This is a genomic window from Pseudocitrobacter sp. CD920760, assembly GCF_057782505.1.
In genome coordinates this window covers 4969967-4996962 of record NZ_CM173490.1, presented here as the reverse complement: position 1 = coordinate 4996962, position 26996 = coordinate 4969967, and the positions used below count along the sequence as shown (strand labels likewise).

Below are 26996 nucleotides of genomic sequence, written 5' to 3'. Positions count from 1 at the left end.
TAAAGAGCTTACTGCCCGTAATACGCCTTCGCCCCATGCTTACGCAGATAATGCTTATCAAGCAGCGTATTTTGCATTTCCGGCAACTGTGGTGCGAGCTGGCGGGAGAACAGCCCCATATACGCACACTCTTCCAGCACCACGGCATTGTGTACCGCATCGGCGGCGTTTTTTCCCCAGGCAAACGGGCCGTGAGAATGTACCAGTACTGCCGGTACCTGCATTGGATTTAGCTCGCGCTCCTCGAAGGTTTTAATGATGACTTCACCGGTTTGATATTCGTATTCGCCGTTGATTTCAGCGTCGGTCATCAGCCGTGTACAGGGGATGGCACCGTAAAAATAGTCGGCATGCGTGGTGCCCCATGCCGGGAGATCCAGCCCGGCCTGTGACCAAATCGTGGCGTGGCGCGAGTGGGTATGCACAATACCGCCAATCTCTGCGTAACGACGGTAGAGCGCCAGATGCGTCGGCGTATCGGAAGAGGGTTTTTTGCTGCCTTCAACGACCTGACCCGTGGCGATATCCACCACCACCATATCCTGCGCACTCATCACGTCGTATTCAACGCCGGAAGGTTTAATCACCATCAGTTTACGCGTTTCATCCACTGCGCTGACGTTGCCCCATGTGAAGGTCACCAGTTGATGCGCAGGCAGCGCCAGATTTGCTGCCAGCACTTCGGCTTTCAGTTGTTCTAACATGTGAATCCTCCCTCCTGCATGCGCGCTTCAATCCAGCGGCGCGCCTGAATAATTTCCAGCACCGGCTCTTTGGCTTTTTCCGTCCACATTTCAATCAGGAAGGCACCACGATAATTGAGCTTTTGCAGCGTATTGAAGACGCCGACAAAATCCACGCACCCTTCGCCAAACGGTACATCGCGGAACTGGCCTGGGCTTTGTTTCGTTACCGGTTGGGTGTCTTTCAGGTGAATCGCGGCGATGCGGTCAATGCCTAACGCCAGTTCAGCGGGCACATCGTTGCCCCAGGCGCTCAGATTGCCGACGTCCGGGTAGACGCTGAACCACGGGGAAGAGAGCATCTCATCCCATTTCTTCCACTTGCTGATGGAGTTCATAAACGCGGTGTCCATGATCTCCACCGCCAGCATGACCTGTGCGGCAGCGGCTTGCTCTACTGCCCACGCCAGCCCTTCAGCGAATCGTTGTTGTGTGCCTTCGTCATGTTCTTCGTAATAAACGTCATAGCCCGCAAGCTGGATGGTGCGAATGCCGAGGTCGCGCGCCAGTTTGATGGCTTTGGTCATGATCTCGCGCGCACGCTCGCGCACATTTTCATCGCGGCTGCCAAATGGAAAACGACGATGCGCAGACAGGCACATTGATGGAATGGCGACGCCGGTTTCCAGCATCGCTTCTACCAGAGAGGCACGCTGTGCGGTGCTCCAGTCGAGGCGGGACAGACGTTCATCGGTTTCATCGACGGACATCTCGACAAAATCAAAGCCGCAGCTTTTTGCCAGTACCAGCCTTTCTGGCCAGCTGAGATCTTTCGCCAGCGCTTTCTCATAAATACCTAACGGGTGACGACGCATTATTTCTCTCCCCAGATAGCGTGGATCTGCGCGTGGAATTCCGCCGCGACCTGTGCAGGGTTCGCCGCGCCAGCCAGCGCTCGCCCGGCAATAAAGGCTTTGGCGTTGATCTCTTTAAACAGCGGCAGGTCAGCGGGCGTCACACCACCGGTGATGGAGAGTTCCAGCCCGATATCGGAGAGCGCTTTCATACGTGACAGGTCTGCTTCGCCCCACTGTTGCCCGCTGGCCTGCGCATCGCGCCCGCGATGGTAGATGGCCTGACGGATACCGGCGGCGTACCAGGCGCGAGCGTCGTCCAGCGTCCAGTTGCCGAACAGCTCAATCTGAATTTCTGCGTTGTGTTGCTGTGCCACTTCATGGCCTTTAATGACGGTCGCCAGTGGAGCAGCGCAGATAATGGTCATCCAGTTCGCTCCGGCATTGAACGCCTGCTGCGCCAGGGTTTCACCGGCGTCCGCGACCTTCCAGTCGGCAACAATGATTTTATCGGGGCACTGTTCGCGCAGCGCGCGAACGGCGTTCAGGCCTTCGGTCAGGCAGAGAATGGTTCCGGCTTCGACGATATCCACATGGTCGCGCAGCAGCGCCACGTCGTGCTGGGCGGCCTGCAGACTGGTGTGGTCGAGCGCCAGTTGTAACAGAGGGATGCTCATGCGTTGTACTCCTTGATGCGGGCATGGAAGCCCTGAAGGGCTTCAATAAGAAATTGATAGTGCTGATATTTTTTCTGATAGGCCGTGTGAGCTGCGGCGTCGGGCTTCAACGTGCGGATGGTTAGCTGACGGGCGTGTTGCGCGGCATGAAAATCGACGAAAAGGCCTGTTCCCACCTGCGCGGCCAGCGCGGCGCCAAAACATCCTGTCTCTTCCACTTGCGGCAGTTCGACCGTCAGGCCGCTGACGTCGGCGAGCATTTGCATCCAGACATCGGAGTGGGCCGGGCCGCCGGTGACACGCAGGGCGTGAACATTGGTGAAGCGCTCGCGCATCCGGTTGAGATGGGTCATGTGGCAGAACACCACGCCTTCGTAAACGGCCTGAAGTAAGTGCGCACGAGTATGTAATGACTGCATGCCGTAAAAGCCGCTGGTCATCTCCAGCCCGGCGTTACTGCCGTAGAGGAAAGGCAGGAAAAAGAGGCCGCTTCCCGCTTTGGGCAGACTGGCGACGGACTGATTTATCTCATCAAAAGAGATATCGCCCCATTGCGCCGTCAGCCATTCCAGATTGCCGGATGACGTGGGGCTGGCTTCGTGAACGATGTATTCGCCGTTATTCACATAGCGGCCATAAACATAAGGGTGTGGTTCATGGTCGCGTAGCCCCTGGGTAATACCGCTGGTCACCGCCCAGGTGCCCATCACGGCGTTAAGCGTGTGTTCATCTTCAAGGCCCGCGCAGAGTGCGGTGGAAACCACGTCAAACAAACCGCCAACAACGGGTGTTCCCGCAGCCAGACCGGTAAGAGCGGCCGCCTGAGGCGTGATTTCCCCGCAAATTTCTGCTGAACCGATGACTGGGGGCAGCGCGTCGTCAATTTCACTGATACCCAGCCAGCGCGTGAGTTGTGGGTCGTAACGCCCGCTGTTCATGTTGTAGAGGTTGGATTCAGAGATATTGCTCTCTTCCGCGCCTTTCACGCCGGTAAGGCACCAGCGCAGAAAATCGTGGCCCATCATCACGCAGCCGATATGCGTATAACGCTGCGGTTCGTTCTCTTTTAGCCAGCGCAGCAGCGAAACGGGGTGCCCGGTCCATAAGGTCTGGCGGGTGTGCGGGTAGAGTTTTTCTGGGATGCCATCCTGCTGCCAGCGACGGACGATCTCCAGCGCCCGGCGGTCGGAAGACAGTATGGCGTTACCGAGCGGTTTATCGTTTTTATCAAGAGGAAACAGCCCCTTACCCTGAGCGGAAATGCCTACGCCTTGCACCTGATGGGGGCTAATACCACTGTTTTGTATTAGCCGACGAAGGGTGTCGGCGCAGGCCTGCCAGAGCGACGGCATATCCCGCTCGGCATAACCCGGTTTTGGGCTGAGCGTTTGAAGCGACTGGCGCTCCACGCGGAACTCCTCTCCCTGGCGGTTATACAACCCGGCTTTCAGATAAGTACCGCCACAATCGATACCCAGCCAGAAGGTTTCTTTATCACTCATCTTTCTTTCCCGTGTGCTGACGCGCCCGGTGAAAAGTGCTCACCGGGCGAATTTCTTATGCTGCGTGTTTGCGTGGTGTGACGGCTTTCGTTGGTGCTGCGCCGGCATCGCATTTCGCTGGCAGCAGCAGGGCCATAAGTGCCGCCAGTGCCAGAGATATCGCCAGGCAGTAAACGCCCGCGTCTTTGCTGTAGAGGGTAATCAGCACGCCGACTGCGTAAGGGCCGCAGAAGCCGCCGAGGTTACCGAGGGCGTTAATCACGCCGCGTGCGCCACCGGCCATTTCGGCGCTGAACAGGCGGGCCGGAATGGTCCAGAACACACCCGCTGCGGATTGCAGGAAGAAACCACAGCCAACCAGAGCGGCATAGGCCAGCCAGACGTTCTCTTTCAGGGCTACAGAAAGGAACATGCAGAGCGCGAAACCAATCAGCGGCAAAGAGACGAACAGCTTACGTTTGCCGGTTTTGTCCGACAGCGAGGAGAAAAGGAACATCCCGGCAATAGCGCCGACATAAGGCAGAATCGCCAGCATCCCCACCTGACCCATGCTGGAGTGGGTTAACTCTTTGAGAATGGTTGGCAGCCAGAGGGTGTAGCCGTAAATCCCGGTCTGATAGAAGAAGTTGAGCGCGATAAGTTGCCACATGGTTTTATCGGAAAGCACCGCGCTGAGTGAAGCATTACGCACTTCTGTGCCAGCGATAGCTTGTTGTTCTGCCGCCAGCGTTTTCACCAGCCAGTTTTTCTCGGCTTCGCTTATCCAGCGCGCTTCCTGCGGGCGGTCATAGACCGTCAGCGACCACAGCACTAGGACGACGATAGAGAGCAGGCCTTCAATGATAAACAGCCAGCGCCAGTCGAGCACCGTGATGATCCAACCTGACAGCGGGGCCGTGATAATTCCGGCGATAGGGACGAACATAATGACAATCGCGTTCGCACGCCCACGCTCGGCATCCGGGAACCAGTTGCTGATCATGGTGAGTACCACCGGCAGCATGCCGCCTTCTGCCACACCGAGTAAGAAGCGCAGAACCAGTAATTGATACTGGTTGGTGATCACGCCGGTGAGAACGGAAATAACAGCCCATGCCACCAGTGACCAGCCGATAAATTTCTTACCGCTACCGTGAACGGCAATTTTGCCGCCGGGAACCTGCAAAAAGAGATAACCAATAAAGAATATCCCGCCCGCCAGCCCTGCCATAGTGGCGGAAATACCAAGTTCTTCATCCATACCGCCTGGCATAGCAAAGGCGATATTGACGCGGTCCATATAGGAAATAATACAGGCAATCAGAATCGGTGGAATAATTCTGAGCCAGCGCTGGTGTGGTATTACTGTAGGTACAGATGATGAAGTATTCATAATAATGTTCTCTTAAAGAGGATAAGTATTTTTATTATTAGATTTTCTGTAACTGGCTTATGCCGTCACGCAGTATTTCTACGCGGTGATTAACGGAGGCATTAGCATTAATTTCCAGTAATTTGATACCGGAAAATTGTAAGGTTGCAGGCCCCGCCGCATTAAAGAGTGATTTGGCGTGTTCTGCGGTCATTAAACTGTCCGGGCAGAAGGGCGCAAACGGTGCGTGCAGATCCTGCCACTCGCCATATTCACCCTCAAGCGTGGTGCCGGAGAACATCAGCGCGCGCAGTTTCCCGGCCTGTTTGGCCATCACCGTATGCTCGAGAGGTAAAGTGGTGTTGCGGCCTTCAATGGCGGAACGCGCCCAGTTGATGCAGACGCCAACGTCGCGGTCAGAGAGCACCTCCAGTACATTTTCCAGTGGAAGAAAGCCTTTGCGCGGCGCGGCGGAGGTCATCGCATCGCAGTGTTCCAGCACCAGTTCGCACGGCCAGTCCCAGGCTGTAATCTCGTTGATTGAGCAGGCAAAAGCGGCGGTGGCCTGCTGTATATTGCTGTTTCCCGCCTGCGGTGCGGCCTGCATTTCCAGCGCGATAACTTTGCCGGGGTGCGCCTTATTTACTGCTGTAATTTTATTGAGCAGATGGCGATAATACGCCACGCACTGCTGGCGCTGCTCTTCATCGGCAGAGGCCAGGCCAAAGGCACCATTTCCCCCACGACGGCGCATGGTTTCCATGACGGCAGTGACCACGATTTGCCACTCACCAGGCGTGTGTTTTAACAGCCATTCATCGCCAAAAGGATGCAGATTTTCCAGGCACGGTTGTTCCAGCCCGCGAATATGCGGCGTGTCGGCAAGCTGCTTCCAGAATTCAGCTTCCTGCTCTTCACTTTGCTGGTGGAATGACGGCGCGCAGGGATACGCGCCGATAATATAACCGGCGTTATGAGTATTCATTTTTCACTCCTGAAAATTGAGTTCGTTAATTCAGTGCCGACACCGCGACTTTAACCACAATTTTCCTGATTGGCGTTGCCCCGTTTTTATTACACGCCGGGCGATGGACGTCTTGCGGGAAAAATATAGCGTAGCTTCCGGGAACCATTTCAATAAACGATTCATTCTCGCTGTGGTGATAAAAAATAATGTCGCGCTGTTCAAGAAGTTCTTCGCTCACCTCATTATTACCGGTGTCGATGGCAATACCGATTTTCTCTTCTCCCCACGCCAGAAACTGAATATCCAGGTAGCGGCGATGTACTTCGGGGCGATTTTCATGTGGTTCGCGCGTGGTTAAATCGATGACCTGCGCGAAAATGGTCTTGCCATCGATTTCTACCACGCCCGGCGACAGCTGGCTGAAATCGGTCGTGCGCAGGAAATTGAGCGCTTTTTCAATCGCTGCCGGAAGCCGGCAGGGATTAGGCTGAGAAATATGACCAAAAATCATGGCGCATCTCCTTACAGGGCTTTAATTTTCGCCCACACGCTGTCGTCAACGGTAATGCCGTTGCGGCGGTTTTCTTCAAGAAGTCGGGTAAATTCATGGCCTGGCAGACGTATCGCGACGTTTTCATCCGCGCGTTCGGCGCTGGTGATGTAATCCATGATGCGTTGCAGTTTGGCGTCGCGCGTTTCGCCGTCGATCAGTTTGTCGACTTCAATAGCGATGAAAATCTGCGAGATACCGTATTCATCGCTGTTGTCTTCGGTGACTTCGGCAACGGATGCGCCGTTAGAGAGCAGGGTGGCAATCATATCCAGCACGATAGAGAGGCCGGAACCTTTCCAGTAACCCATCGGCAGAATGCGACGGTTTTTCTCAATCACGCCTGGTTCTTTGGTGAGATTGCCTTCATCGTCAAAGCCGCCATCGACCGGTAGCTGGCGACCCGCCAGACGATTCACTTCCAGCATGCCGTAAGAGAACATCGACATCGACATATCCACCATGGTGATCGGCGTGGAAGGAATCGCGACGATCAGCGGGTTGGTGCCGATGTTGCACTCTTTTGCGCCCCAGGAGGGCATCACCGCGATGGAGTTCGTCCAGCAAATGCCGATATAGCCTTTTTCCGCTGCCTGCCAGCCGTAGCTGCCGCCGCGCATCCAGTGATTAGCGTTGCGTACCGCAACCAGCCCAATACCGTGATCGGAAGCCAGGTCAATGGCGCGATCCATCATCTTTTTCGCCGTCAGGTTGCCGATAGAACGCTGCGCGTCCCACTGTTCAATTGCGCCAAGGCTGGTAATGCGCTCAGGTAAGGCATCGGGAATGATGTCGCCGTTTTCCAGTTGTTGGATAAAGCGCGGGAAGCGGTTGACGCCGTGTGAATAGACGCCTGACTCGGTGGTGCGGGCGAACATGTCGGCACAGGCTTCTGCCGTATTTGCCGCCACGCCACGCGCCAGCAGGACGCGGGTGAACTCATTTTTCAGGTCTGCAAAGCTAACTAACATACGTCATCTCCAGTACATCTTGCTCGATTTTTCATCAGCGCAAGCATCCGTTTGGAAGCTGTTTCTGGGTGCTTGTTGATCTGTATATTTCACATTGCGAAATCTGATTTCAAATATAGCGATCGTTTTTTAACAAAGCAATCTGTTCCATATTTTTCAAAACACCGTAAAATCAAATGATTACAAATTTTCTGTCCAGATCGTGAACTGAGCCACACTTTGCGCTACCATCAGAGCGCGATAAAAACGGGAGCAGCGGCATGAGCGATAAAGAGAGTGAAATGACGTCGGAGAAAGAGCGGCCAGCAGGAAGCCAGAGCCTGTTTCGTGGGTTGATGCTGATTGAAATCTTAAGTAACTATCCCAACGGTTGCCCGCTGGCGCATTTGTCTGAGCTGGCTGGGTTAAACAAGAGTACCGTTCACCGCCTGCTGCAAGGTTTGCAATCGTGCGGGTATGTGACGCCCGCGCCTGCCGCCGGAAGCTATCGGCTGACCACTAAATTTATCGCCGTCGGGCAAAAGGCGCTCTCGTCGCTTAATATCATTCACGTTGCCGCGCCGCATCTTGAGGCGCTGAACCTCGCGACGGGTGAGACGGTGAACTTCTCCAGCCGTGAAGACGACCACGCGATTTTGATCTATAAGCTGGAACCGACTACCGGGATGCTGCGTACGCGTGCCTATATCGGCCAGCACATGCCGCTCTACTGCTCCGCGATGGGCAAAATTTATATGGCGTTTGGCCATGCGGATTACGTCGAAAGCTACTGGGAAAGCCACAAGGAACAAATTCAGCCGCTGACCCGCAATACCATTACCGGCCTGCCGGCGATGTACGATGAGCTGGCGCAAATTCGCGAAAGCAGCATGGCGATGGACCGGGAAGAGAATGAGTTAGGCGTATCCTGTATTGCGGTACCGGTGTTTGATATTCATGGTCGTGTGCCTTACGCCATCTCGATTTCGCTCTCGACGTCGCGCCTTAAACAGGTAGGCGAGAAAAACCTGCTGAAGCCGCTGCGTGAAACGGCGCTGGCTATTTCTAACGAACTCGGTTTTAGCGTTCGCAGCTAGCGTTTCAGGCATACCGCCAGATCCTCTCTGGCGTCTGACAAAAAACACGCCTTTCCCGCGCGGGATCAAGGCGTGCCTGCCATCCGCTCTGGCACTCTTAAGGCTGGAGCCCCGGATGGAGTGGAGAATGAACCCGTTTATTGTTGCGGATGCGCAGAAGTGCATCGGTTGCCGTACCTGTGAAGTGGCCTGCGTGGTGTCGCATCAGGCGGAACAGGATTGCGCAGCCGTGTCGCGTGAGGCTTTCCTTCCCCGCATTCAGGTGGTGAAAGGCGATACGTTCTCGTCCGCCGTGGCGTGTCATCAGTGCGAAGATGCGCCGTGCATGAACGTGTGCCCAACGGGGGCGATTCGCCGTGAAAAAGAGTACATTTCCGTTGAACAGCAGCGTTGTATTGGCTGTAAAAGCTGTATGGTGGCGTGCCCGTTTGGCGCGATGCGTGTGGTGGTACAGAATGCGCGGCCCCAGGCGATTAAATGCGATTTATGTCAGCATCGCGCGCAGGGGCCAGCGTGTGTGGAGGCGTGTCCGACATCGGCATTGCGCTGTGTGGACACGAGTAAAATTGGCATCAAGGCTCTGTTTGCCTGAAGCGGTCAGATGCAGTTACTTTCCTGCCACGCGCGTTCCACTTCTTCCGCCAAAATTTTCACGCCCGCTTCAATTTTATCCGGCTCCGGCACGTAGTTCATACGCATGCACTGGTGTGTATGCGGCCACGGTTTTTCCAGACCCGGGAAGAAGTAGTCGCCCGGCACCATCAACACGCCGCGCTTTTTCAGGCGCTGGTACAGCAGTTCGGTGGTGATCGGCAAATCTTTAAACCACAGCCAGAGGAAAATCGCCCCTTCGGGTTTGTGAATTAAACAGCGTTCTTCCGGCAAATAGCGGCGAATGATCGCGATCGTCTCCTGAACACGCTGATAGTAGAACGGTTTAATCACCGTTTCTGAAAGCTTAAGCAGGTCGCGGCGTTTGATCATTTCGCACATCATCGCCGGGCCCATTCCGCCAGGCGCAAGGCTGATAATGCCGTTCATGTTGCTGATGGCGGTGATGATCTCTTCGTTGGCGATGATAATCCCGCAACGGCTGCCCGGCAGGCCGAGCTTGGAGAGGCTCATGCACAGCACAATGTTCGGGTTCCACAGCGGGCGCGCTTCGCTGAAAATAATGCCCGGGAACGGCAGACCATAGGCGTTATCAATCACCAGCGGAATGCCGTGTTGATTCGCCAGCGCGTCCAGACGCAGCACTTCCTCATCGGTGATGACGTTGCCGGTCGGGTTGGTTGGGCGCGAGACGCAAATCATGCCCGTTTCGTCGTTGATCGGCAGGCGGTCAAAATCGACGTGATATTTAAACTGGCCGTCTGGCAGCAGCTCGATATTGGGGCGCGTAGAGACGAACAGTTCATCTTCCAGGCCGGAATCGGCATAGCCGATATACTCCGGCGTCAGCGGGAACAGCACCTTGCGGGTGGTGCCATCGGCACGGCGACCGGCGAAGAGATTGAACAAGTAGAAAAACGCGCTCTGGCTGCCGTTTGTCAGTGCAATGTTCTGCGGTTCAATATCCCAACCTAATTCTTCGCGCAGCATTTCTGCCAGCGCCGCGAGTAGCTCACTTTTCCCCTGAGGACCGTCGTAATTACATAGCGCATCCGTGGCTTTACCGCTTTCAAGCATATCCGCCAACAGGTTTTTGAAGTACGTATTCATCTGGGGGATTTGCGCGGGGTTACCGCCGCCGAGCATGATTGCGCCGGGAGTGCGCAGGCCATCGTTCAGGTCTTCCATCAGGCGCGTAATGCCTGAATGGCGGGCGAATTTATCGCCGAAAAGTGAAAATTTCATCGCGGATCATCGACTGCTATTGCTGTAAAGAGGCTCACCATAACGCCACCGCCCGCGCGGTGCAAATGGCTTAATGACAGGTGCGTCGGAATAACTACCTACGATTATCTACGTATGTGGAGCTTTATGTTGCGGTGGCCCGCTCTGCGTAGAACGGGCCAAATAGCGGATTTTTAGCGATTCCCGGCCCAGATAACCATCACGCTATCGTCACCGTTTTGCCGCACAAAACCATAGCCCTGTGGGAGCGTCAGCGTCGTCTGTTTGCCTGCGCCCACCGCCGGGTGGCGCGCGCGGAACTGGCCTAAACGCTGCCAGTGCGCGACGCTGGCGGCCGATTTCCCGCTGATATCCTGCCAGTTCATCTCTGAGCGCGTACCCTGAAGCGGGTCAGAGCCGGTTGGGCCAAACGGACGATTCGACTCGTCGCCATAGAAAATCTGCACCGCACCGGGGGCCAGCAGCAGAAGCTCGGCGGCGTTGTTACCTTTCTCGCGGAACAGGCTGGTGTCGTGGGATGAAAGGTAGCTCAGCACGTTGAACGACTGTAATTTGTCGGCCATCTGTTGCCAGGTGAGATCGATATTCGCCAGGCAATCTGCCGCCTTCGCCGCCTGGTCCTGATAATCGAAGTTAATCATCGCGTCAAAGCCGTGACGGTAATAGTCGCTCTCCATCACGCCGTGGCCCCAGGCTTCGCCGGTCATCCAGAAGGGGGCGTTATCCAGCGCTTTGTCCGGGTTGGCTTTTTTCCACTCGGCCAGCGCCTGGCTGGATTGCGTCTTCAGTTGCTGCCAGCCCGCCATTTCTACATGTTTGGCGGTGTCCACGCGGAAACCGTCGATGCCGTAATCGCGCACCCATTGGCTCAGCCAGTGAGTGAGGTAATCGCGCGGCGTGAAGTCGGCCAGCGCTTTGGCCTGCGTATCGGGTTTATGGGCATAGAAATTGGGCAGGCCCACGGCGGCGGCGGATTCGGTTTTTAAATCTGGCAGGAAAGCCAGCGACATGGTGAGATCGTCAAAACCGGGGCTGTCGTAGTCGCCGATATCGGTGCGGATCCAGCCTTTCCCCCACCATTTTTCCCATGCGGCTTTATCGCTGAAGTTGATGTAATCGTTAAAGCTATGCCAGGTTTGACCTGGGCCCGGCGTCCAGTCTGTCCAGTTCTTCCCGAGCGTTTTTTCGATGTCGCTACCTTCCAGATAGAGCGCGCCAAACTGGAACTCTTGCATATCGGCGAGCGTGGCATAGCCCGTGTGGTTCATCACCACGTCAAACAGAATGCGCATGCCGCGCTGATGGGCGCCCTCAACCAGATTACGCAGGTCGTTTTCGTCGCCCATGTTGGCGTCGAGTTTTGTCCAGTCCTGGGTGTAGTAGCCGTGATAGGCGTAGTGGGGGAAATCGCCCTTGGTACCGCCGCCGACCCAGCCGTGAATTTGCTCCAGCGGCGAGCTAATCCACAGCGCGTTAACGCCCAACTGTTGCAGGTAATCCAGCTTGCTGGTGAGCCCTTTCAGGTCACCGCCGTGGAAAGTGCCTATCTCCTGCATACCATCTTTGCGGCGGCCATAGCTGTTGTCGTTACCCGGATCGCCATTAACAAAACGGTCGGTCAGCACGAAATAGACCGTAGCGTTGTGCCAGCTAAAGGGGGCCGGTTTGGTGGTGTCTGCACTTTCCAGCAGCAACAGGCCATTACTTTCTGGTGCCGGTTGCAGAGTGATTTTTCCCTGTTTTACCTGCGCCGTTTGGCCGCTGTAGAAATCCCGCACGTTGCTGCCTTCGGCAAAGGTCTGGCTGACGTCAAGGGTTAACGGTTTACCATCCCAGCGCGGACACTGACGAATCGCTGTCTGTACGCTGCTGGTTTGCGCTGCGCTTTGTACCGAAATCGACAGCGTCGGCGTGCCTGATCGAGTGTCTATCTCCAGTTGATAATTGCCGTCGCGGAAGATGCGCCACTGCGGTGCGTCGCCTTTGCAGGGCTCCAGCGACAGCATCTGATTAAGCTTAATGCCTGCGGCAGGCTGCCAGCACTGTTGGTCAAAATTTAACGTCAGGGGGCGAGTACCCTTCGTGAGTGTTTTTTGACTGACGAATTTGCCGGTACCTTCGGGAGTAAATGCCGGGAAGTCATTCACTGTCCAGGCGGCGAAGGCGTAGGTCGGGAGCAGTAGCGGTACAAGCGCAGCGAGTTTCATGTCGGGTCCTGTCGCGGTTTTTTTCAACAGTGTGGCAGCAATTGACCGCGCAAGCCTCATCCTCTCAGGGGGAGGATAAAAAGGGGTGAGTGACGGGCGTCAAAATTCAGTAAAAAGTGCGATAACCGTATCATTTCCAATGATTACTATTATGCGTACGGTTTTTGTCCATGGCAAAGTTGTGCCATTGTTTTAGGACAAGGACTATTCAACAGGGTGCGTAGGCGGGCTATTTTTGGTATGATTTGAGATTCAACTCTCAATTTCGAGACAAAAATAAGGTGTTGGAATGATTAAATCCGACCAGGAGACCTAATGATATCGACTCCCATTCGACGATATGGGGCAGCGATACTTATGTTACTCACCATGATTTTTTCTGGTGGGGTGTTAGCGAAAACTCACACAGTAACAGAGCATCATAAAGCCTCAGTTAAAAAGGTTAGTAGTACTAAGGTTAGCAGTAAACAAGAGTATTCTCGCAATAGTGTAAAGAGCAGTTCACTTCCTGATTTGCGAAAATACCCTTCCGGAACCCCAAGGAAAAGAGCGTTTCTCCGGACGGTAATGCCTTATATTACAAGCCAAAATGCAGCAATCACTGCCGATCGTAACTGGCTGGTTTCAAAGCAGTACGAAGGCCGCTGGTCGCCGTCTGAGCGTGCGCGTTTGAAAGACATCACCACGCGCTATAAGGTGAAGTGGAACGGTAACACCCGCAAGGTGCCGTGGAATTCACTGCTTGAACGTGTCGACATCATCCCTGGCAGCATGGTGGCGACCATGGCTGCGGCAGAGAGTGGTTGGGGGACGTCAAAACTGGCACGCGCCAACAACAATCTGTTCGGGATGAAGTGTGGTTCCGGTAAGTGTAAAAATGGTTCCGGTAAAGTGAATGGCTACTCGCACTTTGACTCTGTCAAAGCGTCTGTCCAGGCCTACGCGATGAACCTGAATACCCATCCGGCGTACTCGTCATTCCGTAAGTCTCGCGCGCAGTTGCGTAAGACGGACCAGGAAGTCACCGCCAGCGCGATGATTCATAAGCTGAAGGGTTATTCCACCAAAGGTTCGAGCTACAACAACTATCTGTTCGCGATGTACCAGGATAACCAGCGTCTGATTGCGGCGCATATGTAATCCTCATCTGGAATGCTAAAGGGAGCGGAAGCTCCCTTTTTTACGCCCCTAACAATGCATGCTCCAGCATATCCAGAAACGGCCTTAATCCCCCTGGCTGATACTCCCGCGACAAATACATACCATAAATTCCCAGCCTGGCCGGTTCATACTCTGCCAGCAGCGCTACCACACTTCCTTTTGCCAATGCTTCCCTGGCTTCCATTTCCGGCACCATCGCAATACCACAGCCCGCTATGGCCGCATCCAGTAACACCGTTGAAATCGTGGCGCTGAAATTACCGCTGATATTGACCGATACCTCTGTTTCTTCGGCAGTGGTAAAGTGCCAGCTCTGCCCGGCGAAACGGCTGTAGTGCAGGCAGTTATGATGGGCGAGATCGGCAGGCGTTTGCGGCGTACCGTAGCGGGCCAGATAATCCGGTGCGGCGCAAAGCACTGAACGGCATTCGCCCAGGCGGCGAGCAATGGTTCCAGGCTCCGGGTTATTGGTAATGCGCACTGCCACGTCAATGCGCTCGCTCACCAGGTTCACCGGATGGTTGTTCACATCCAGTTCCAGGCGTAGCGCCGGATACCGATTCAGAAATTCGGTGACAATCGGCCCAATGATGCAGGTAGCCGTCAGGTGCGCACAGGCAACGCGCAGCACGCCGGAGGGTTCATCCTGCTGATTGCGCAGCTCAATTTCCTGGGCGAGCTGAATCAGATGGCGCGTCTTAAGCAAAATCTCTTCGCCAGCTGGCGTCAGCGTCAGGCGGCGCGAAGTACGATGAATCAGGCGCGCGCCCGCCCACTGTTCCATCTGTTCCAGATAGCGGCTGACCATAGGCCGCGAAATTCCCAGCGCGCGTGATGCGGCGCTCAGGCTGCCCAGTTCGCAGATGCGATTAAATACGCGTGCGGCGGTGACTCTATCCATGAACGGCTCCAGCTGATCGTTTTATGAAACCAAGCATATCGGTTTTCGGGAATTCTGACAGGTGGGGAAATCCGTAAAATGGACGGTCTCACACATAACAACATCAGGTTCATCATGAAACGTGCATTCACCGCCATCGCCGCCCTTGTTATCAGCAGCACGACTTTTGCCGCTCCGCTGACGATGAAGACGTATAACCCTCAGGAAAATGCCGTTTTTCCGGTCTCATCGACGCTGGTCTACGGTCCCTCAGAAGCCGTGCTGTTTGATGCCCAGTTCAGCGTGAAAGACGGTGAAAAGCTGGTCGCCATGATTCGCGAAAGTGGTAAAAAACTCTCGCGCATTGTGATTACCTCGGGTGATCCTGATTTCTATTTTGGTCTTGAACCGATAGTCAAAGCCTTCCCGAATGTGGAGATTGTTGCGACGCCTGCGGTGGTATCTCACATTGAGGCTACGCGAGATGCCAAACTGGCCTACTGGGGGCCACAGCTGAAAGCCGATGCGCCGCACCAGCTCTATACGCCAAAACCGCTCCACGACATGCGTTTCACCATTGATGGCGAAGCGGTCGAAATCAAACACCCTGAAAGCTATGCCGCCTACGTTTGGATCCCGGCGAATAAGGCGATTCTTGGCGGCACCGGCGTGGCGTCCGGCATTCATATCTGGAGCGCCGATACACAGACCGTGACGCGCCGTAATGAATGGCGCAGCGTGCTGAAAGCGATGCAGGCCGAACAGCCGCAGACGGTGATTCCGGGCCATTACCTTGGCAAGTTGCCCTCCGGGGCGAAAGCCATCACCTTTACCCTTGATTATCTGCAAAAATTTGAGCTGGCGCTGAACAGCCAGAAAAATTCGGCTGGCGTGATTGGGGTGATGAAAAAGGCGTATCCGGATCTCGCCGATGAGAGTTCGCTGGAACTGAGCGCAAAGGTCAACACCGGCGAGATGGCCTGGAAGTAAACCGGACACGCGCAGCGCCATCCAGCATCAAAGCGGCTACAACCGCACTTCGCTGTGTTGTTCGCGGTACTCTTTCGGCGTGGTGTCGTACTCTTTTTTAAACACCGAATAGAAATATTGCAGGGAAGGGTAGCCGCACATTTGCGAGATTTCGTTAATCGACAGCGAGGTGGAAATAAGCAAACTGCGCGCTTTTTCCAGCTTTTCGCTGTGGATCACGGCGTGAATGGTTTCGCCCACTTCTTCTTTGAAGCGTTTCTCAAGGTTCGAGCGCGAAATACCGACAGAATCGAGTACCTGCTCCACTTTAATGCCTTTGCAGGCGTTGTTGCGGATGTAGTGCATCGCCTGAATGACCGCCGGGTCGTTCAGCGAGCGGTAGTCGGTGGAGCGTCGTTCAATGACGCGCATCGGGGGCACCAGCAGGCGCTGTAGCGGTAATTCCTCGTTATCCAGCAGGCGGTGCAGCAGTTTGGCGGCCTGATACCCCATCTGCCGCGCGCCCTGTGCCACAGATGACAGCGCCACCCGCGAAAGATAGCGGGTAAGCTCTTCGTTATCGATACCAATGACGCACAGCTTCTCTGGCACCGGAATGTGCAGGTGTTCGCAGGCTTGCAGGATATGACGCGCGCGGGCGTCGGTTACGGCGATAATGCCGGTTTGCGGCGGCAGCGTTTGTAGCCAGTCCGCCAGGCGGTTCTGTGCGTGCTGCCAGTTCTCTGGCGCGGTCTCTTGCCCCTGATAAATCACGCCGCGATATTTCTCTTTAGCCACAATCTGGCTAAAGGCATATTCCCGCTCTACCGCCCAGCGTTTACCGCTGGAGCCCGGCAAGCCGTAGAACGCGAATCGATGTACGCCTTTCTCTTTCAGATGCAGGAAAGCGGTTTCGACCAGCGCATAGTTATCGGTGGCGATGTAATGGACGGGCGGATACTGCTCCGGGCGATGATAAGAGCCGCCTACGCCGACAATGGGCACTTTCACGTCGGCCAGTAACGCTTCGATGTGCGGATCGTCATAATCGGCAATCACGCCATCGCCAAGCCACTCTTTGATGTTTTCGATTCGTGCGCGGAAATCTTCCTCAATGAAAATATCCCACTCCGACTGCGACGCCTGTAAATACTCGCCAACCCCTTCGACCACCTGTCGGTCATAGGCCTTATTCGCGTTGAATAACAGGGTAATACGGTGACGCTTTTCAAACATGGTTCAATTTCCCTGGTGAATCATGAATGACAATACCGGCTTAATGGCCGGTATTGTCATCGTACATCGTATCAAGCGCGGCGTTTGGTGGCCGAATCCATCCAGACTGCCAGCAGCAAAATGGCGCCCTTAACGATATATTGCCAGAAAGTGGGCACGTCCATCATGCTCATTCCATTATCCAGCGACGCCATGATAAATGCGCCCATTACCGCCCCGGCCACGCTACCTACGCCGCCCGCCAGACTGGTGCCGCCAATCACGCAGGCGGCGATAGCGTCCAGCTCGGCAATGTTGCCTGCCGACGGTGAACCTGCGCCAAGACGTGAGCTGAGGATTAACCCGGCGATCGCCACCATCAGGCCGTTGATGGCGAAGACGGCAAGCTTGGTGCGCTCGACGTTAATCCCTGACAGGCGCGCGGCTTCGATGTTACCGCCGATGGCGTAAATGCGACGTCCAAACGCTGTGCGCGTGGCCATAAACATTCCGCCCAACAGCAGCAGCGTCAGCAGCAGAACCGGTGTCGGCACGCCGCGATAGTCATTCAACAGCCAGATCGCGCCCAGCACAATTATCGCTGTCAGTGCCTGACGCCCGACCACGCCGGTAGAGGCCGGTGTGGCGAGCCCAAGATTCTGACGACGCATGCGCCCGCGCCACTGCCAGACAATAAACGCCATCAGGCCAATCGCCCCGAAGGAGAAACCAATGCCATCAGGCAGGTAACTTTGGCCAATTTGCGACATCGCAGCACTGGTGGGCGACACGGTGGTACCGTTTGTAATGCCAATCAGAATACCGCGGAACGCCAGCATCCCGGCGAGGGTAACGATAAACGACGGTACTTTCCGATAGGCAACCCACCAACCGTTCCATGCGCCGAGTACCAGGCCCATCGCCAGCGTCACAATGATGGTCAGCGGCAAGGGCCAGCCGAGCCAGACGTCGAAAATCGCCGCTACGCCGCCGAGCAGCCCCATCATCGAGCCGACAGAGAGGTCGATTTCGGCGGAGATAATCACAAACACCATCCCTACCGCCAGAATGCCGGTGATGGCAGTCTGGCGCAGCAGGTTAGAGACGTTACGGGCGCTGAGGTACGCGCCTTCGGTCGTCCAGGTGAAGAACAGCATGATGACCACAATGGCGGCAATCATCACGAATACCTGCAAGTTCAGCGACTTCAGGCTAAATGTGGGGGCCGGCGTCGGCGCCGCCAGCTTGATTTCAGACGGGTTGTTTTTCGACATGACGTTCGCTCCTCAATGCGGCTTCCATCACTTTTTCCTGCGTCAGGTTGTGGTTCACCAGGTCTGCTTTCAGTTTCCCTTCGTGCATGACCAGCACCCGGTCGCTCAGACCCAGTACTTCCGGCAGTTCGGAAGAGATAACGATGACGGCGATCCCCTGTTGCACCAGTTGGTTGATCAGCTTGTAAATTTCATATTTCGCGCCAATGTCGATACCGCGCGTCGGTTCGTCGAGGATCAGAATGCGCGGGTTGAGCAACAGGCAGCGTGCCAGAATCGCTTTCTGTTGATTACCACCGCTGAGGCGACCAATCGCCAGCTCCGGTGAGGATGTTTTGACTTTAAGCCGCTGCAGCGACTGTAAAATACACTGCTGCTCGCGGGCGTCATCCAGGCTGCTTAGCGCGCCGCTGAACTGATCGAGCGCCGCCAGCGTCATATTTTTACCGACCGCCATCACCGGCACGATGCCATCTTTTTTGCGATCTTCCGGCACCATTGCAATACCGTGGGCAATCGCCTGCTGGCAGGTGTTAATGGTCACGGGTTTGCCATCCAGAAAGATTTTTCCCTCCCAGCGCCCGCGCCAGACGCCAAACAGGCACTGTACCGCCTCAGTACGTCCGGCACCGACCAGCCCGGCAATCCCGAGAATTTCCCCGCGCCGAAGGCTGAAAGAGATATCGTTTACCCGCTTGATGTGGCGGTTAACCGGATGCCACGCCGTGAGGTGTTCCACGCGCAGGATCTCGTCACCGGTGGTGTGCGGTTCGTTGGGATAGAGCGCCGTCAGTTCGCGGCCCACCATCATGGTGATGATGTCGTCCTCGCTCATGCTGCTGGCGTCGCGCGTGCCGATGTGCTGACCATCGCGGATCACGCAAATAGTGTCGGAGATAGCCTTCACTTCATTGAGCTTGTGTGAAATGTAGATGCAGGCAATGCCGTGGTGCTGAAGGTCGCGGATGATATCCAGCAGCACGGCAGTTTCCTGCTCGGTGAGCGAGGCGGTTGGCTCGTCGAGGATCAGCAGGCGCACCTGTTTATTCAGCGCCTTGGCAATTTCGACCAGTTGCTGTTGCCCCAGCCCCAAATCGCCCACGCGGGTGTCGGGGGAAATCGCCAGACTGACCTGGGCAAGTAATTTTTCGCAGCGTAGGGTCATGGCATCGTAGTCGAGAATACCGTGGCGGCTGATTTCTGCCCCAAGGAAAATATTCTCCAGCACCGTAAGGTGTTTCACCAGCGCCAGCTCCTGGTGAATAATGGCGATGCCTTTGCGTTCTGTATCGCGAATATGCGTCGGGGTAAGCGTCTCCCCGGCAAAAATAATCTCGCCGTCGTAGCTGCCGTGCGGGTAAATACCGCACAGTACTTTCATGAGCGTCGATTTTCCGGAGCCATTTTCACCGCACAGCGACACCACCTCGCCAGGGTTTAAACGCAGGCTGACGTTATCCACCGCTTTCACCGCGCCAAAGGCTTTGGTGATATTTTTCATTTCAAGTAAATAAGACATAGCTGCTCCACGTAAGCCGATAATTCAGGCCGAACGAGAACGACTGCCCCGTTACCGGGGCAGGGAAATTAAAGTTCGCTCTTCTTATGGAACCCATCTTTAACGACGGTCTGGTCGATATTGGTCTTATTCACTTCGATTGGCGTCAGCAGACGAGACGGCACATCTTTCAGGCCATTATTTAGCGTGGTATCAGGCTTCGGTTGCTGATCGTTACCGAGCTCGACGGCGATTTCAGCGGCGGTTGTCGCAAGCGTGGTGATCGGTTTATACACGGTCATGGTTTGCGTGCCCGCAATAATGCGTTTCACGCCAGCAAGATCCGCATCCTGCCCGGAGATAGCGACTTTACCCGCCAGCCCTTGCGCGCTCAGCGCCTGAATCGCACCGCCAGCGGTCGCATCGTTTGATGCCACCACGGCATCAATTTTGTTGTTATTGGCGGTGAGGGCGTTTTCCATAATTTTCAGCGCGTTTTCCGGTAACCAGCCATCAGCCCATTGATCGCCGACGACTTTAATTTTGCCGCTATCGATATACGGCTTTAAGACTTTCATCTGACCCGCGCGGAACAGTTTGGCGTTATTATCTACCGGTGAGCCGCCCATCAGGAAATAGTTCCCTTGTGGCACCTGATTGACCAGGCTTTGGGCCTGCATTTCGCCCACTTTTTCATTATCAAAAGAGATATAAAAATCGATATCAGCGTTATTGATCATGCGATCGTAAGCCAGAACTTTAATACCTTCCTGTTTGGCTTCTTTAATGACGTTACTGAGTACCTGACCGTTGTAAGGAATAATAACCAGAACATCGACGCCACGGTTGATCATATTTTCAATCTGCGACATCTGGGTTTCTTCGTTTCCGTTAGCCGACTGTACAAATACTTTGGCGCCTAACGATTCTGCTTTATTAACAAAAATATCGCGGTCTTTCTGCCAGCGCTCAAGACGCAGATCGTCGATAGCCATACCGATTTTGACTTCTTTTGCGCTGCTCGCCATGCTGGTAAGCAGAAGGGATGCGCAGAGCGTGAGGCAAAGGTTCTTGATTTTCATAGTCGTAATGCCTTTTGTAGGGTAGGTAATGAGATTGGCGATAAAAGAAACAAGCACGACTTAACACGCAGCAAATTTTTAACATAGAAAGCGGTGCTGGCAATTACAGATTTTTATCTTCCCATTACGATATTTGGTTTAATTGTCAATTTATGAGCTTGATCGAGTTTTATATATCGCCTAAGAGAAATTTACATAAATTTTGCGAGCCGTTTTATTTTGCGAGCCAGCGCACGTTTGTGGATTCTCTTAATCGCAGTGTGAAATAACGTAATTGAGGAACAGGAAATCTGAACTCAGTATTAGCTAACGAATTATTCCTCGCCGCGTATCTGATTATGGAGTTCATTATGCAAGCTTATTTCGACCAACTGGATCGTGTTCGTTTCGAAGGCCCTAAAACGGAAAACCCGCTGGCTTTCCGCCACTACAACCCTGACGAACTGGTGCTGGGTAAACGGATGGAAGATCACCTGCGCTTCGCCGCCTGCTACTGGCACACCTTCTGCTGGAATGGCGCAGATATGTTCGGCGTGGGCGCATTCGACCGCCCGTGGCAGCAGCCGGGCGAAGCCATTGCCCTGGCGAAACGCAAAGCGGATGTCGCATTTGAATTCTTCCATAAGCTGAACGTGCCTTACTACTGCTTCCATGATGTTGACGTATCGCCGGAAGGTGCGTCGCTGAAAGAGTATCTGAACAACTTCGCGCAGATGGTAGACGTGCTGGCCGAAAAACAGCAGCAGAGCGGTGTGAAGCTGCTATGGGGTACGGCGAACTGCTTTACTAACCCGCGCTACGGCGCAGGCGCGGCAACGAACCCGGACCCGGAAGTCTTTAGCTGGGCGGCGACTCAGGTCTTCACCGCTATGAATGCCACTCACAAACTGGGCGGCGAGAACTATGTACTGTGGGGGGGCCGTGAAGGCTACGAATCTCTGCTGAACACCGACTTGCGTCAGGAACGCGAGCAGATTGGCCGCTTCATGCAGATGGTGGTAGAGCACAAACACAAAATCGGTTTCCAGGGCACCCTGCTTATCGAACCGAAACCGCAGGAACCGACCAAGCATCAGTATGATTACGATGCATCGACCGTTTACGGTTTCCTTAAACAGTTCGGCCTGGAAAAAGAGATTAAACTGAACATCGAAGCGAACCACGCGACGCTGGCGGGGCACTCTTTCCATCACGAAATTGCTACCGCAATTGCGTTGGGCCTGTTCGGTTCCGTTGATGCCAACCGTGGCGATCCGCAGCTGGGCTGGGATACCGACCAGTTCCCGAACAGCGTGGAAGAGAATGCGTTGGTGATGTACGAAATTCTCAAAGCGGGCGGCTTCACTACCGGTGGCCTGAACTTCGATGCGAAAGTGCGTCGTCAGAGCACCGACAAATATGACCTGTTCTACGGCCACATTGGCGCGATGGATACCATGGCACTGTCGCTGAAAGTGGCGGCGCGTATGATTGAAGGCGGCGAGCTGGATAAACGTGTGGCTAAACGTTACGCGGGCTGGAACGGTGAACTGGGTCAGCAAATCCTGAAAGGGCAGATGTCGCTGCAGGACCTGGCAAAATATGCCGAGCAGCATCAGCTGGCGCCGCAGCATCAGAGCGGTCACCAGGAGCTGCTGGAAAACCTGGTTAATCACTATCTGTTCGACAAATAATGGAAAACGCCGGGCGGCAGCGAGTTTGCCCGGTCTACCCGTCTGTAGGCCCGGTAAGCGTTAGCGCCACCGGGCTTTTTTTAAGGAACGATACGCTATGTATATTGGGATTGATCTGGGTACATCCGGCGTTAAAGCTATCCTGCTGAGTGAAGAGGGCGATGTCGTCGCCTCGCAAACGGAGAAACTCACCGTTTCACGCCCGCATCCGCTGTGGTCTGAACAGGACCCGGAACAGTGGTGGCAGGCGACCGATCGCGCGATTAAAGCGCTTTCGCAGCAGCACAGTTTACAGGACGTGAAAGCGCTGGGCATTGCCGGGCAGATGCACGGCGCAACCCTTCTCGACAAGCAGCAGCGCGTGCTTCGCCCGGCGATTCTGTGGAACGATGGCCGCTGTGCGCAAGAGTGCCAGTTGCTGGAAGACGCGGTGAAAAATTCCCGCCAGATTACCGGCAATCTGATGATGCCGGGCTTTACCGCGCCGAAACTGCTGTGGGTGAAGCGCCATGAGCCGGAGATTTTTGCTCAGGTCGATAAAGTCCTGCTGCCAAAAGATTATTTGCGCCTGCGTATCACCGGTGAATTCGCCAGCGACATGTCCGACGCCGCGGGCACGATGTGGATGGACGTGGCAAAACGCGACTGGAGCGATGAAATGCTCGCGGCTTGTGGCCTGAGCCGTGACAACATGCCTGCGCTATTTGAAGGCTGTGATATTACTGGCACGCTGCTGCCATCCGTCGCGCAGGCGTGGAATATGCCAGCGGTGCCGGTGGTAGCGGGCGGCGGTGACAACGCGGCGGGCGCTGTCGGTGTGGGCATGGCCGATGCCGGGCAGGCGATGCTTTCGCTCGGCACGTCAGGCGTTTACTTTGCGGTAAGCGAAGGTTTCCTCAGCAAGCCAGAAAGCGCGGTGCACAGTTTCTGTCATGCGTTGCCGGGGCGCTGGCATTTAATGTCGGTGATGCTTAGTGCAGCGTCGTGCCTTGACTGGGCAGCAAAACTCACCGGGCTGGAAAACGTACCTGCGCTGATCAGCGCGGCGCAATCCGCCGATGAGAATGCCGGGCCGGTGTGGTTTCTGCCGTATCTTTCCGGTGAGCGTACGCCGCACAATAACCCGCAGGCTAAGGGCGTCTTCTTTGGCCTGACGCACCAGCACGGCCCGGCGGAACTGGCGCGCGCGGTGCTCGAAGGCGTAGGTTTTGCGCTGGCCGACGGTATGGATGTGGTTCATGCCTGCGGCGTCACACCGAAAAGTGTGACCCTGATTGGCGGTGGTGCGCGTAGCGCTTACTGGCGTCAGATGCTGGCGGATATCAGCGGTCAACAGCTGGATTACCGCACTGGCGGCGATGTCGGACCGGCATTGGGCGCAGCGCGCCTGGCGCAACTGGCGATTCACCACGATAAGCCGTTCACTGATCTGCTGCCGCAGTTACCGCTTGAGCAGGCGCACTATCCGGACGCACAGCGCCATGCGCAATATGCCCCGCGTCGTGAAACCTTCCGTCAACTCTATCAGCAACTGCTGCCGCTGATGTCCTGATGTATTCCGCCTCGTCTCCGGGGCGGATTCTCCACCAAAATTGATGAATTCCGAATTGGCGGGAAATTTCGTGTTGCTCCAATGTTGCGCTGTGGTTTCCGTTCATAATGCGATTGCTATGGATAAGGAGACCGCCATGAAGTTAGCGCTGAAAGCCCCGCAGGGCGTGTTGTGTGCCGGAGTTATTCTCTACGTTGTATGTCTATGGGGCGACTGCCCGCAGTTGACCGATAAAGGTTATTTCCTGGCCGTGCTGGTACTTGGTGTGTTCACCGTACTGACGTACCAGCGATTATCCGGAAAAGAAAAAGATGAGGGGCGTTTTGCCGGGCTGTGCCGCTTTGTGCTGCTGCTGGCGACAGGCTTAATGCTGGTGGGCATCTGGAACTTACCCCTCAGCCTGACGGAAAAGGGGCTTAGCGTTCTCGCCTGGTTTGCCGCGATGTACGGCGCGGCGCGCTGGCGCTAGCTGACGAATCGCTTGCTATCCACGCGCTGTACCAGCATCGACAGCACCAGGCTCCCCGCCAGCGTGGCGCAGAAAATCCACACAATATCGAGCAGCGGCCAGCTTTTAATGTCTGCGCCGCTGCTGCGTAAAGCATGAATAATCAGGGCGTGAAAACCATAAATGCCCAGCGAATGGCGCGAAATCAGCGCTAATCCCGGCAATACGCGATGGTTCAGACAGTTTTTTACCACCACAAACAGCGTTGCCGCGCAGATAAACACCATCGGCCCGCAATAGAGATACCAGGTGTCGGCAAAGTTGCCGCGCCAGCTCAATTCATGCAGCGTGCCACGCGAAATCACCACTACCGCCAGCACAAAACCGATGCCACATAACCCGCTTAACCCACGTTTTTGCGTCTCCATCATGCCGATGGCGCGCCCCAGCAGGCCGTAAATCAGGTAATAAAAGGTATCGCCGTTGATATAGAGATTCACCGGTAACCATTCGATGCCGTCGGTTTTCAACGTCACTGTATTCGGGTTAGCAACAATACCAATCACCACCATCAGCGCCAGTAGCATTTTGCTGCTTATCGCTTTCACCTCAATCAGCGGCGAGACCAGATAAATCACCATGATGGCGAAGAAAAACCATAGGTGATAGAAAACAGGCTTCTGTAGGATATTCTTAAGCGACCCTTCGATATTGATATGTGTGAATGCCGCGATATAGATAAGCGCCACGACGCTGTAAAACAGCAGGCACAGCGCAATCCGCAGAAAATGGCGTGGCTGAGCGCTGCGCGGGCCGAAAAAGAGATAGCCGGAGATCATGAAGAACAGCGGCACGCTCACGCGTGAGGCAGAGTTGAGAACATTAGCAATATCCCAGTTCACCGGGCTGATACTGTGCGCGTTGGTAATGTACCAGGTTGTCGTATGGATCATCACTACCATCAGGCAGGCTATTCCGCGTAGGTTATCAATCCAGTTTATTTTGGGCTGCATTAGGGCCGGTTCCTCCTTTCAAACAAAGTGTGACTCAATATTTATTAGGCTATTTGACTGGATTATTCTGAGTTTTTCACCCCACACTTGTCGTGTTGTGGTGTGATTCGCAGAATGCCATCACAGCAGTGACTACCCACTAAAATAACAGCCCGATCGTAAGGCGGTAATGAAAAATGATGATGAAGCGACTCCTTCCCCTGCTAATGGGGCTATTACTGGCGGGATGCGCCGCGTCCGAATCCGCGACGCCGATGAAAGCGCAAAATGCGAAAGCGAACCCCGCCCGTTCGCTGGGGATGGAAAATTTATGCAAGGAACGGGCGGCGGAGCGCTATAACACGGCGGCGCAGAAAATTGACGTCACGGGCTTTGAGCGTTTTCAGGGCAGCTATGAATTACGCGGCTATACTGCGCGCAATGAAGGTTTTGTCTGCTCATTTGACGCAAATGGTGATTTTTTACACTTATCGATGCGTTAAACGCGGCAATATGGCACGAAAAGTCGGCCTGTTTTCCTCTATTTTCCCTAAACAGGTCGCTTTCATACTGTATATCTTCCAGCCAGCGGGTATACTGATCCCTTCCTTTAAATCCACACGTATCCAGCACGAAATAATATGCAAAAGTTTGATACCAGGACCTTCCAGGGCTTGATCCTGACCTTACAGGATTACTGGGCTCGCCAGGGCTGCACCATTGTTCAACCATTGGACATGGAAGTTGGCGCGGGTACCTCTCACCCAATGACCTGCCTGCGCGCGCTGGGTCCAGAGCCGATGGCGACTGCTTATGTGCAGCCTTCCCGTCGTCCGACCGATGGCCGCTACGGCGAAAACCCGAACCGTTTACAGCACTACTATCAGTTCCAGGTGGTCATCAAGCCATCGCCGGACAACATTCAGGAACTGTACCTCGGTTCCCTGAAAGAGCTGGGAATGGACCCGACCATCCACGACATCCGTTTCGTGGAAGATAACTGGGAAAACCCGACGCTGGGTGCCTGGGGTCTGGGCTGGGAAGTGTGGCTGAACGGCATGGAAGTGACGCAGTTCACTTACTTCCAGCAGGTTGGCGGCCTGGAATGTAAACCGGTTACCGGCGAGATCACCTACGGTCTGGAACGTCTGGCAATGTACATTCAGGGCGTAGACAGCGTTTACGACTTGGTCTGGAGCGACGGCCCGCTGGGTAAAACCACCTACGGCGACGTGTTCCATCAGAACGAAGTGGAGCAATCCACCTACAACTTCGAATACGCGGACGTGGACTTCCTGTTCACCTGCTTCGAGCAGTACGAGAAAGAAGCCCAGCAGCTGCTGGCGCTGGAAAATCCGCTGCCGTTGCCTGCTTACGAGCGTATTCTGAAAGCCGCCCACAGCTTCAACCTGCTGGATGCGCGTAAAGCCATCTCCGTCACCGAGCGTCAGCGCTACATTCTGCGCATTCGCACCCTGACCAAAGCGGTGGCAGAAGCTTATTATGCTTCCCGTGAAGCCCTCGGCTTCCCGATGTGCAACAAAGACAAGTAAGAGG

At 54.9% G+C, this 26996-nt stretch carries 25 protein-coding genes; 9 read left to right on the top strand and 16 right to left on the bottom strand.

Features of this window, described 5'->3' with window-relative positions:
* Positions 1–8: 8 nt before the first annotated feature.
* From araD to yiaK, 8 genes are read right to left on the bottom strand one after another with little or no spacing between them, the layout of a single operon-like run.
* Positions 9–704: an L-ribulose-5-phosphate 4-epimerase gene (gene araD, locus AC1MKH_RS23530; protein ID WP_276219042.1), complete on the bottom strand. Its 696-nt coding sequence runs from the start codon at positions 702–704 to the stop codon at positions 9–11.
* Entirely contained in the window at positions 698–1558 is an 861-nt protein-coding gene (locus tag AC1MKH_RS23525) for an L-ribulose-5-phosphate 3-epimerase (protein ID WP_276219040.1), read from the bottom strand. The genes araD and AC1MKH_RS23525 overlap by 7 nt, the downstream gene beginning before the upstream one ends.
* On the bottom strand, positions 1558–2214 hold the full coding sequence (ulaD, locus tag AC1MKH_RS23520; RefSeq protein WP_149463662.1) for a 3-keto-L-gulonate-6-phosphate decarboxylase UlaD: 657 nt from the start codon (positions 2212–2214) through the stop codon (positions 1558–1560). Before ulaD ends, AC1MKH_RS23525 begins: the two co-directional genes overlap by 1 nt.
* The gene (locus AC1MKH_RS23515) at positions 2211–3716 is read right to left on the bottom strand and encodes an FGGY-family carbohydrate kinase (protein ID WP_327621827.1); all 1506 of its coding nucleotides are present in this window, start codon (positions 3714–3716) and stop codon (positions 2211–2213) included. The genes ulaD and AC1MKH_RS23515 overlap by 4 nt, the downstream gene beginning before the upstream one ends.
* 55 nt (positions 3717–3771) lie before the next feature.
* Positions 3772–5088, bottom strand: a complete 1317-nt coding sequence (locus AC1MKH_RS23510) for an MFS transporter (protein WP_327621828.1) — start codon at positions 5086–5088, stop codon at positions 3772–3774.
* Positions 5089–5125: 37 nt separating this feature from the next.
* Positions 5126–6052 carry a DUF4862 family protein gene (locus AC1MKH_RS23505; RefSeq protein WP_276219034.1) on the bottom strand — a complete coding sequence of 309 codons (927 nt, stop codon included), beginning with the start codon at positions 6050–6052 and terminating at the stop codon, positions 5126–5128.
* A gap of 25 nt (positions 6053–6077) precedes the next feature.
* Positions 6078–6545, bottom strand: coding sequence for a YhcH/YjgK/YiaL family protein (locus tag AC1MKH_RS23500; RefSeq protein WP_276219032.1), 468 nt, complete (start codon positions 6543–6545; stop codon positions 6078–6080).
* Positions 6546–6556: 11 nt separating this feature from the next.
* A complete protein-coding gene (gene yiaK / locus AC1MKH_RS23495) occupies positions 6557–7555 on the bottom strand; it encodes a 3-dehydro-L-gulonate 2-dehydrogenase (RefSeq protein ID WP_276219030.1) in 999 nt (332 codons plus the stop codon).
* 260 nt (positions 7556–7815) lie between these two features.
* On the opposite strand from yiaK, the gene yiaJ reads away from it, so the two are divergent.
* Complete coding sequence (yiaJ, locus tag AC1MKH_RS23490; RefSeq protein WP_108476478.1) at positions 7816–8631, top strand: IclR family transcriptional regulator YiaJ; 816 nt, start codon at positions 7816–7818, stop codon at positions 8629–8631.
* Between the two features lie 127 nt (positions 8632–8758).
* Positions 8759–9223 carry a 4Fe-4S binding protein gene (locus AC1MKH_RS23485; protein ID WP_276219026.1) on the top strand — a complete coding sequence of 155 codons (465 nt, stop codon included), beginning with the start codon at positions 8759–8761 and terminating at the stop codon, positions 9221–9223.
* A 5-nt stretch (positions 9224–9228) separates the two neighbouring features.
* Here the strand turns inward: AC1MKH_RS23485 and avtA are convergent, their stop codons facing one another.
* Together avtA and AC1MKH_RS23475 are read right to left on the bottom strand one after the other, a co-directional pair.
* The gene (gene avtA / locus AC1MKH_RS23480; RefSeq protein ID WP_253897268.1) at positions 9229–10488 is read right to left on the bottom strand and encodes a valine--pyruvate transaminase; all 1260 of its coding nucleotides are present in this window, start codon (positions 10486–10488) and stop codon (positions 9229–9231) included.
* Between the two features lie 173 nt (positions 10489–10661).
* Positions 10662–12695 (bottom strand): alpha-amylase, encoded by a 2034-nt coding sequence (locus tag AC1MKH_RS23475; RefSeq protein ID WP_276219023.1) that lies wholly within the window; start codon positions 12693–12695, stop codon positions 10662–10664.
* Between the two features lie 315 nt (positions 12696–13010).
* Here AC1MKH_RS23475 and AC1MKH_RS23470 point away from each other — a divergent pair, with 315 nt between their 5' ends.
* Positions 13011–13835, top strand: a complete 825-nt coding sequence (locus tag AC1MKH_RS23470; protein ID WP_149463653.1) for a protein bax — start codon at positions 13011–13013, stop codon at positions 13833–13835.
* Between the two features lie 40 nt (positions 13836–13875).
* Here the strand turns inward: AC1MKH_RS23470 and AC1MKH_RS23465 are convergent, their stop codons facing one another.
* Positions 13876–14757 carry a LysR family transcriptional regulator gene (locus tag AC1MKH_RS23465; RefSeq protein WP_276219021.1) on the bottom strand — a complete coding sequence of 294 codons (882 nt, stop codon included), beginning with the start codon at positions 14755–14757 and terminating at the stop codon, positions 13876–13878.
* Between the two features lie 114 nt (positions 14758–14871).
* Here AC1MKH_RS23465 and AC1MKH_RS23460 point away from each other — a divergent pair, with 114 nt between their 5' ends.
* Entirely contained in the window at positions 14872–15726 is an 855-nt protein-coding gene (locus tag AC1MKH_RS23460) for a Vmh family MBL fold metallo-hydrolase (RefSeq protein ID WP_276219019.1), read from the top strand.
* A gap of 36 nt (positions 15727–15762) precedes the next feature.
* On the opposite strand, the gene xylR is transcribed toward AC1MKH_RS23460, so the two are convergent.
* From xylR to xylF, 4 genes are all read right to left on the bottom strand, one after another.
* Positions 15763–16941: a D-xylose utilization transcriptional activator XylR gene (gene xylR, locus AC1MKH_RS23455; protein WP_276219017.1), complete on the bottom strand. Its 1179-nt coding sequence runs from the start codon at positions 16939–16941 to the stop codon at positions 15763–15765.
* A gap of 71 nt (positions 16942–17012) precedes the next feature.
* Entirely contained in the window at positions 17013–18194 is a 1182-nt protein-coding gene (gene xylH / locus AC1MKH_RS23450; RefSeq protein ID WP_276219015.1) for a xylose ABC transporter permease XylH, read from the bottom strand.
* Positions 18172–19713 (bottom strand): xylose ABC transporter ATP-binding protein, encoded by a 1542-nt coding sequence (locus tag AC1MKH_RS23445; RefSeq protein ID WP_015962537.1) that lies wholly within the window; start codon positions 19711–19713, stop codon positions 18172–18174. Before AC1MKH_RS23445 ends, xylH begins: the two co-directional genes overlap by 23 nt.
* Before the next feature lie 68 nt (positions 19714–19781).
* Positions 19782–20774 (bottom strand): D-xylose ABC transporter substrate-binding protein, encoded by a 993-nt coding sequence (gene xylF / locus AC1MKH_RS23440; RefSeq protein WP_276219013.1) that lies wholly within the window; start codon positions 20772–20774, stop codon positions 19782–19784.
* A 350-nt stretch (positions 20775–21124) separates the two neighbouring features.
* On the opposite strand from xylF, the gene xylA reads away from it, so the two are divergent.
* From xylA to AC1MKH_RS23425, 3 genes are all read left to right on the top strand, one after another.
* Entirely contained in the window at positions 21125–22447 is a 1323-nt protein-coding gene (xylA, locus tag AC1MKH_RS23435) for a xylose isomerase (RefSeq protein WP_015962539.1), read from the top strand.
* A 97-nt stretch (positions 22448–22544) separates the two neighbouring features.
* Positions 22545–23999 carry a xylulokinase gene (xylB, locus tag AC1MKH_RS23430; RefSeq protein ID WP_276219011.1) on the top strand — a complete coding sequence of 485 codons (1455 nt, stop codon included), beginning with the start codon at positions 22545–22547 and terminating at the stop codon, positions 23997–23999.
* A 136-nt stretch (positions 24000–24135) separates the two neighbouring features.
* Positions 24136–24468: a YiaA/YiaB family inner membrane protein gene (locus tag AC1MKH_RS23425; protein ID WP_276219009.1), complete on the top strand. Its 333-nt coding sequence runs from the start codon at positions 24136–24138 to the stop codon at positions 24466–24468.
* On the opposite strand, the gene AC1MKH_RS23420 is transcribed toward AC1MKH_RS23425, so the two are convergent.
* Entirely contained in the window at positions 24465–25460 is a 996-nt protein-coding gene (locus tag AC1MKH_RS23420; protein WP_276219007.1) for an acyltransferase, read from the bottom strand. The two genes, AC1MKH_RS23425 and AC1MKH_RS23420, sit on opposite strands and share 4 nt — an antisense overlap.
* A gap of 176 nt (positions 25461–25636) precedes the next feature.
* On the opposite strand from AC1MKH_RS23420, the gene AC1MKH_RS23415 reads away from it, so the two are divergent.
* Entirely contained in the window at positions 25637–25942 is a 306-nt protein-coding gene (locus AC1MKH_RS23415) for a YsaB family lipoprotein (RefSeq protein ID WP_015962543.1), read from the top strand.
* A 138-nt stretch (positions 25943–26080) separates the two neighbouring features.
* On the top strand, positions 26081–26992 hold the full coding sequence (gene glyQ / locus AC1MKH_RS23410) for a glycine--tRNA ligase subunit alpha (protein ID WP_001168551.1): 912 nt from the start codon (positions 26081–26083) through the stop codon (positions 26990–26992).
* Positions 26993–26996: the final 4 nt, after the last annotated feature.

Excerpts from the sequence above, each read along its gene's own strand:
- AC1MKH_RS23425 (WP_276219009.1), top strand. The coding sequence starts at position 24,136 with ATGAAGTTAGCGCTGAAAGCCCCGCAGGGCGTGTTGTGTGCCGGAGTT.
- AC1MKH_RS23475 (WP_276219023.1), bottom strand. The coding sequence starts at position 12,695 with ATGAAACTCGCTGCGCTTGTACCGCTACTGCTCCCGACCTACGCCTTC.
- AC1MKH_RS23500 (WP_276219032.1), bottom strand. The coding sequence starts at position 6,545 with ATGATTTTTGGTCATATTTCTCAGCCTAATCCCTGCCGGCTTCCGGCA.
- araD (WP_276219042.1), bottom strand. The coding sequence starts at position 704 with ATGTTAGAACAACTGAAAGCCGAAGTGCTGGCAGCAAATCTGGCGCTG.
- yiaJ (WP_108476478.1), top strand. The coding sequence starts at position 7,816 with ATGAGCGATAAAGAGAGTGAAATGACGTCGGAGAAAGAGCGGCCAGCA.
- xylB (WP_276219011.1), top strand. The coding sequence starts at position 22,545 with ATGTATATTGGGATTGATCTGGGTACATCCGGCGTTAAAGCTATCCTG.
- yiaK (WP_276219030.1), bottom strand. The coding sequence starts at position 7,555 with ATGTTAGTTAGCTTTGCAGACCTGAAAAATGAGTTCACCCGCGTCCTG.
- AC1MKH_RS23460 (WP_276219019.1), top strand. The coding sequence starts at position 14,872 with ATGAAACGTGCATTCACCGCCATCGCCGCCCTTGTTATCAGCAGCACG.
- ulaD (WP_149463662.1), bottom strand. The coding sequence starts at position 2,214 with ATGAGCATCCCTCTGTTACAACTGGCGCTCGACCACACCAGTCTGCAG.
- AC1MKH_RS23445 (WP_015962537.1), bottom strand. The coding sequence starts at position 19,713 with ATGTCTTATTTACTTGAAATGAAAAATATCACCAAAGCCTTTGGCGCG.
- xylR (WP_276219017.1), bottom strand. The coding sequence starts at position 16,941 with ATGTTTGAAAAGCGTCACCGTATTACCCTGTTATTCAACGCGAATAAG.
- xylA (WP_015962539.1), top strand. The coding sequence starts at position 21,125 with ATGCAAGCTTATTTCGACCAACTGGATCGTGTTCGTTTCGAAGGCCCT.
- xylF (WP_276219013.1), bottom strand. The coding sequence starts at position 20,774 with ATGAAAATCAAGAACCTTTGCCTCACGCTCTGCGCATCCCTTCTGCTT.
- AC1MKH_RS23510 (WP_327621828.1), bottom strand. The coding sequence starts at position 5,088 with ATGAATACTTCATCATCTGTACCTACAGTAATACCACACCAGCGCTGG.
- xylH (WP_276219015.1), bottom strand. The coding sequence starts at position 18,194 with ATGTCGAAAAACAACCCGTCTGAAATCAAGCTGGCGGCGCCGACGCCG.
- AC1MKH_RS23525 (WP_276219040.1), bottom strand. The coding sequence starts at position 1,558 with ATGCGTCGTCACCCGTTAGGTATTTATGAGAAAGCGCTGGCGAAAGAT.
- AC1MKH_RS23485 (WP_276219026.1), top strand. The coding sequence starts at position 8,759 with ATGAACCCGTTTATTGTTGCGGATGCGCAGAAGTGCATCGGTTGCCGT.
- AC1MKH_RS23420 (WP_276219007.1), bottom strand. The coding sequence starts at position 25,460 with ATGCAGCCCAAAATAAACTGGATTGATAACCTACGCGGAATAGCCTGC.
- glyQ (WP_001168551.1), top strand. The coding sequence starts at position 26,081 with ATGCAAAAGTTTGATACCAGGACCTTCCAGGGCTTGATCCTGACCTTA.
- AC1MKH_RS23470 (WP_149463653.1), top strand. The coding sequence starts at position 13,011 with ATGATATCGACTCCCATTCGACGATATGGGGCAGCGATACTTATGTTA.
- AC1MKH_RS23465 (WP_276219021.1), bottom strand. The coding sequence starts at position 14,757 with ATGGATAGAGTCACCGCCGCACGCGTATTTAATCGCATCTGCGAACTG.
- avtA (WP_253897268.1), bottom strand. The coding sequence starts at position 10,488 with ATGAAATTTTCACTTTTCGGCGATAAATTCGCCCGCCATTCAGGCATT.
- AC1MKH_RS23505 (WP_276219034.1), bottom strand. The coding sequence starts at position 6,052 with ATGAATACTCATAACGCCGGTTATATTATCGGCGCGTATCCCTGCGCG.
- AC1MKH_RS23415 (WP_015962543.1), top strand. The coding sequence starts at position 25,637 with ATGATGATGAAGCGACTCCTTCCCCTGCTAATGGGGCTATTACTGGCG.
- AC1MKH_RS23515 (WP_327621827.1), bottom strand. The coding sequence starts at position 3,716 with ATGAGTGATAAAGAAACCTTCTGGCTGGGTATCGATTGTGGCGGTACT.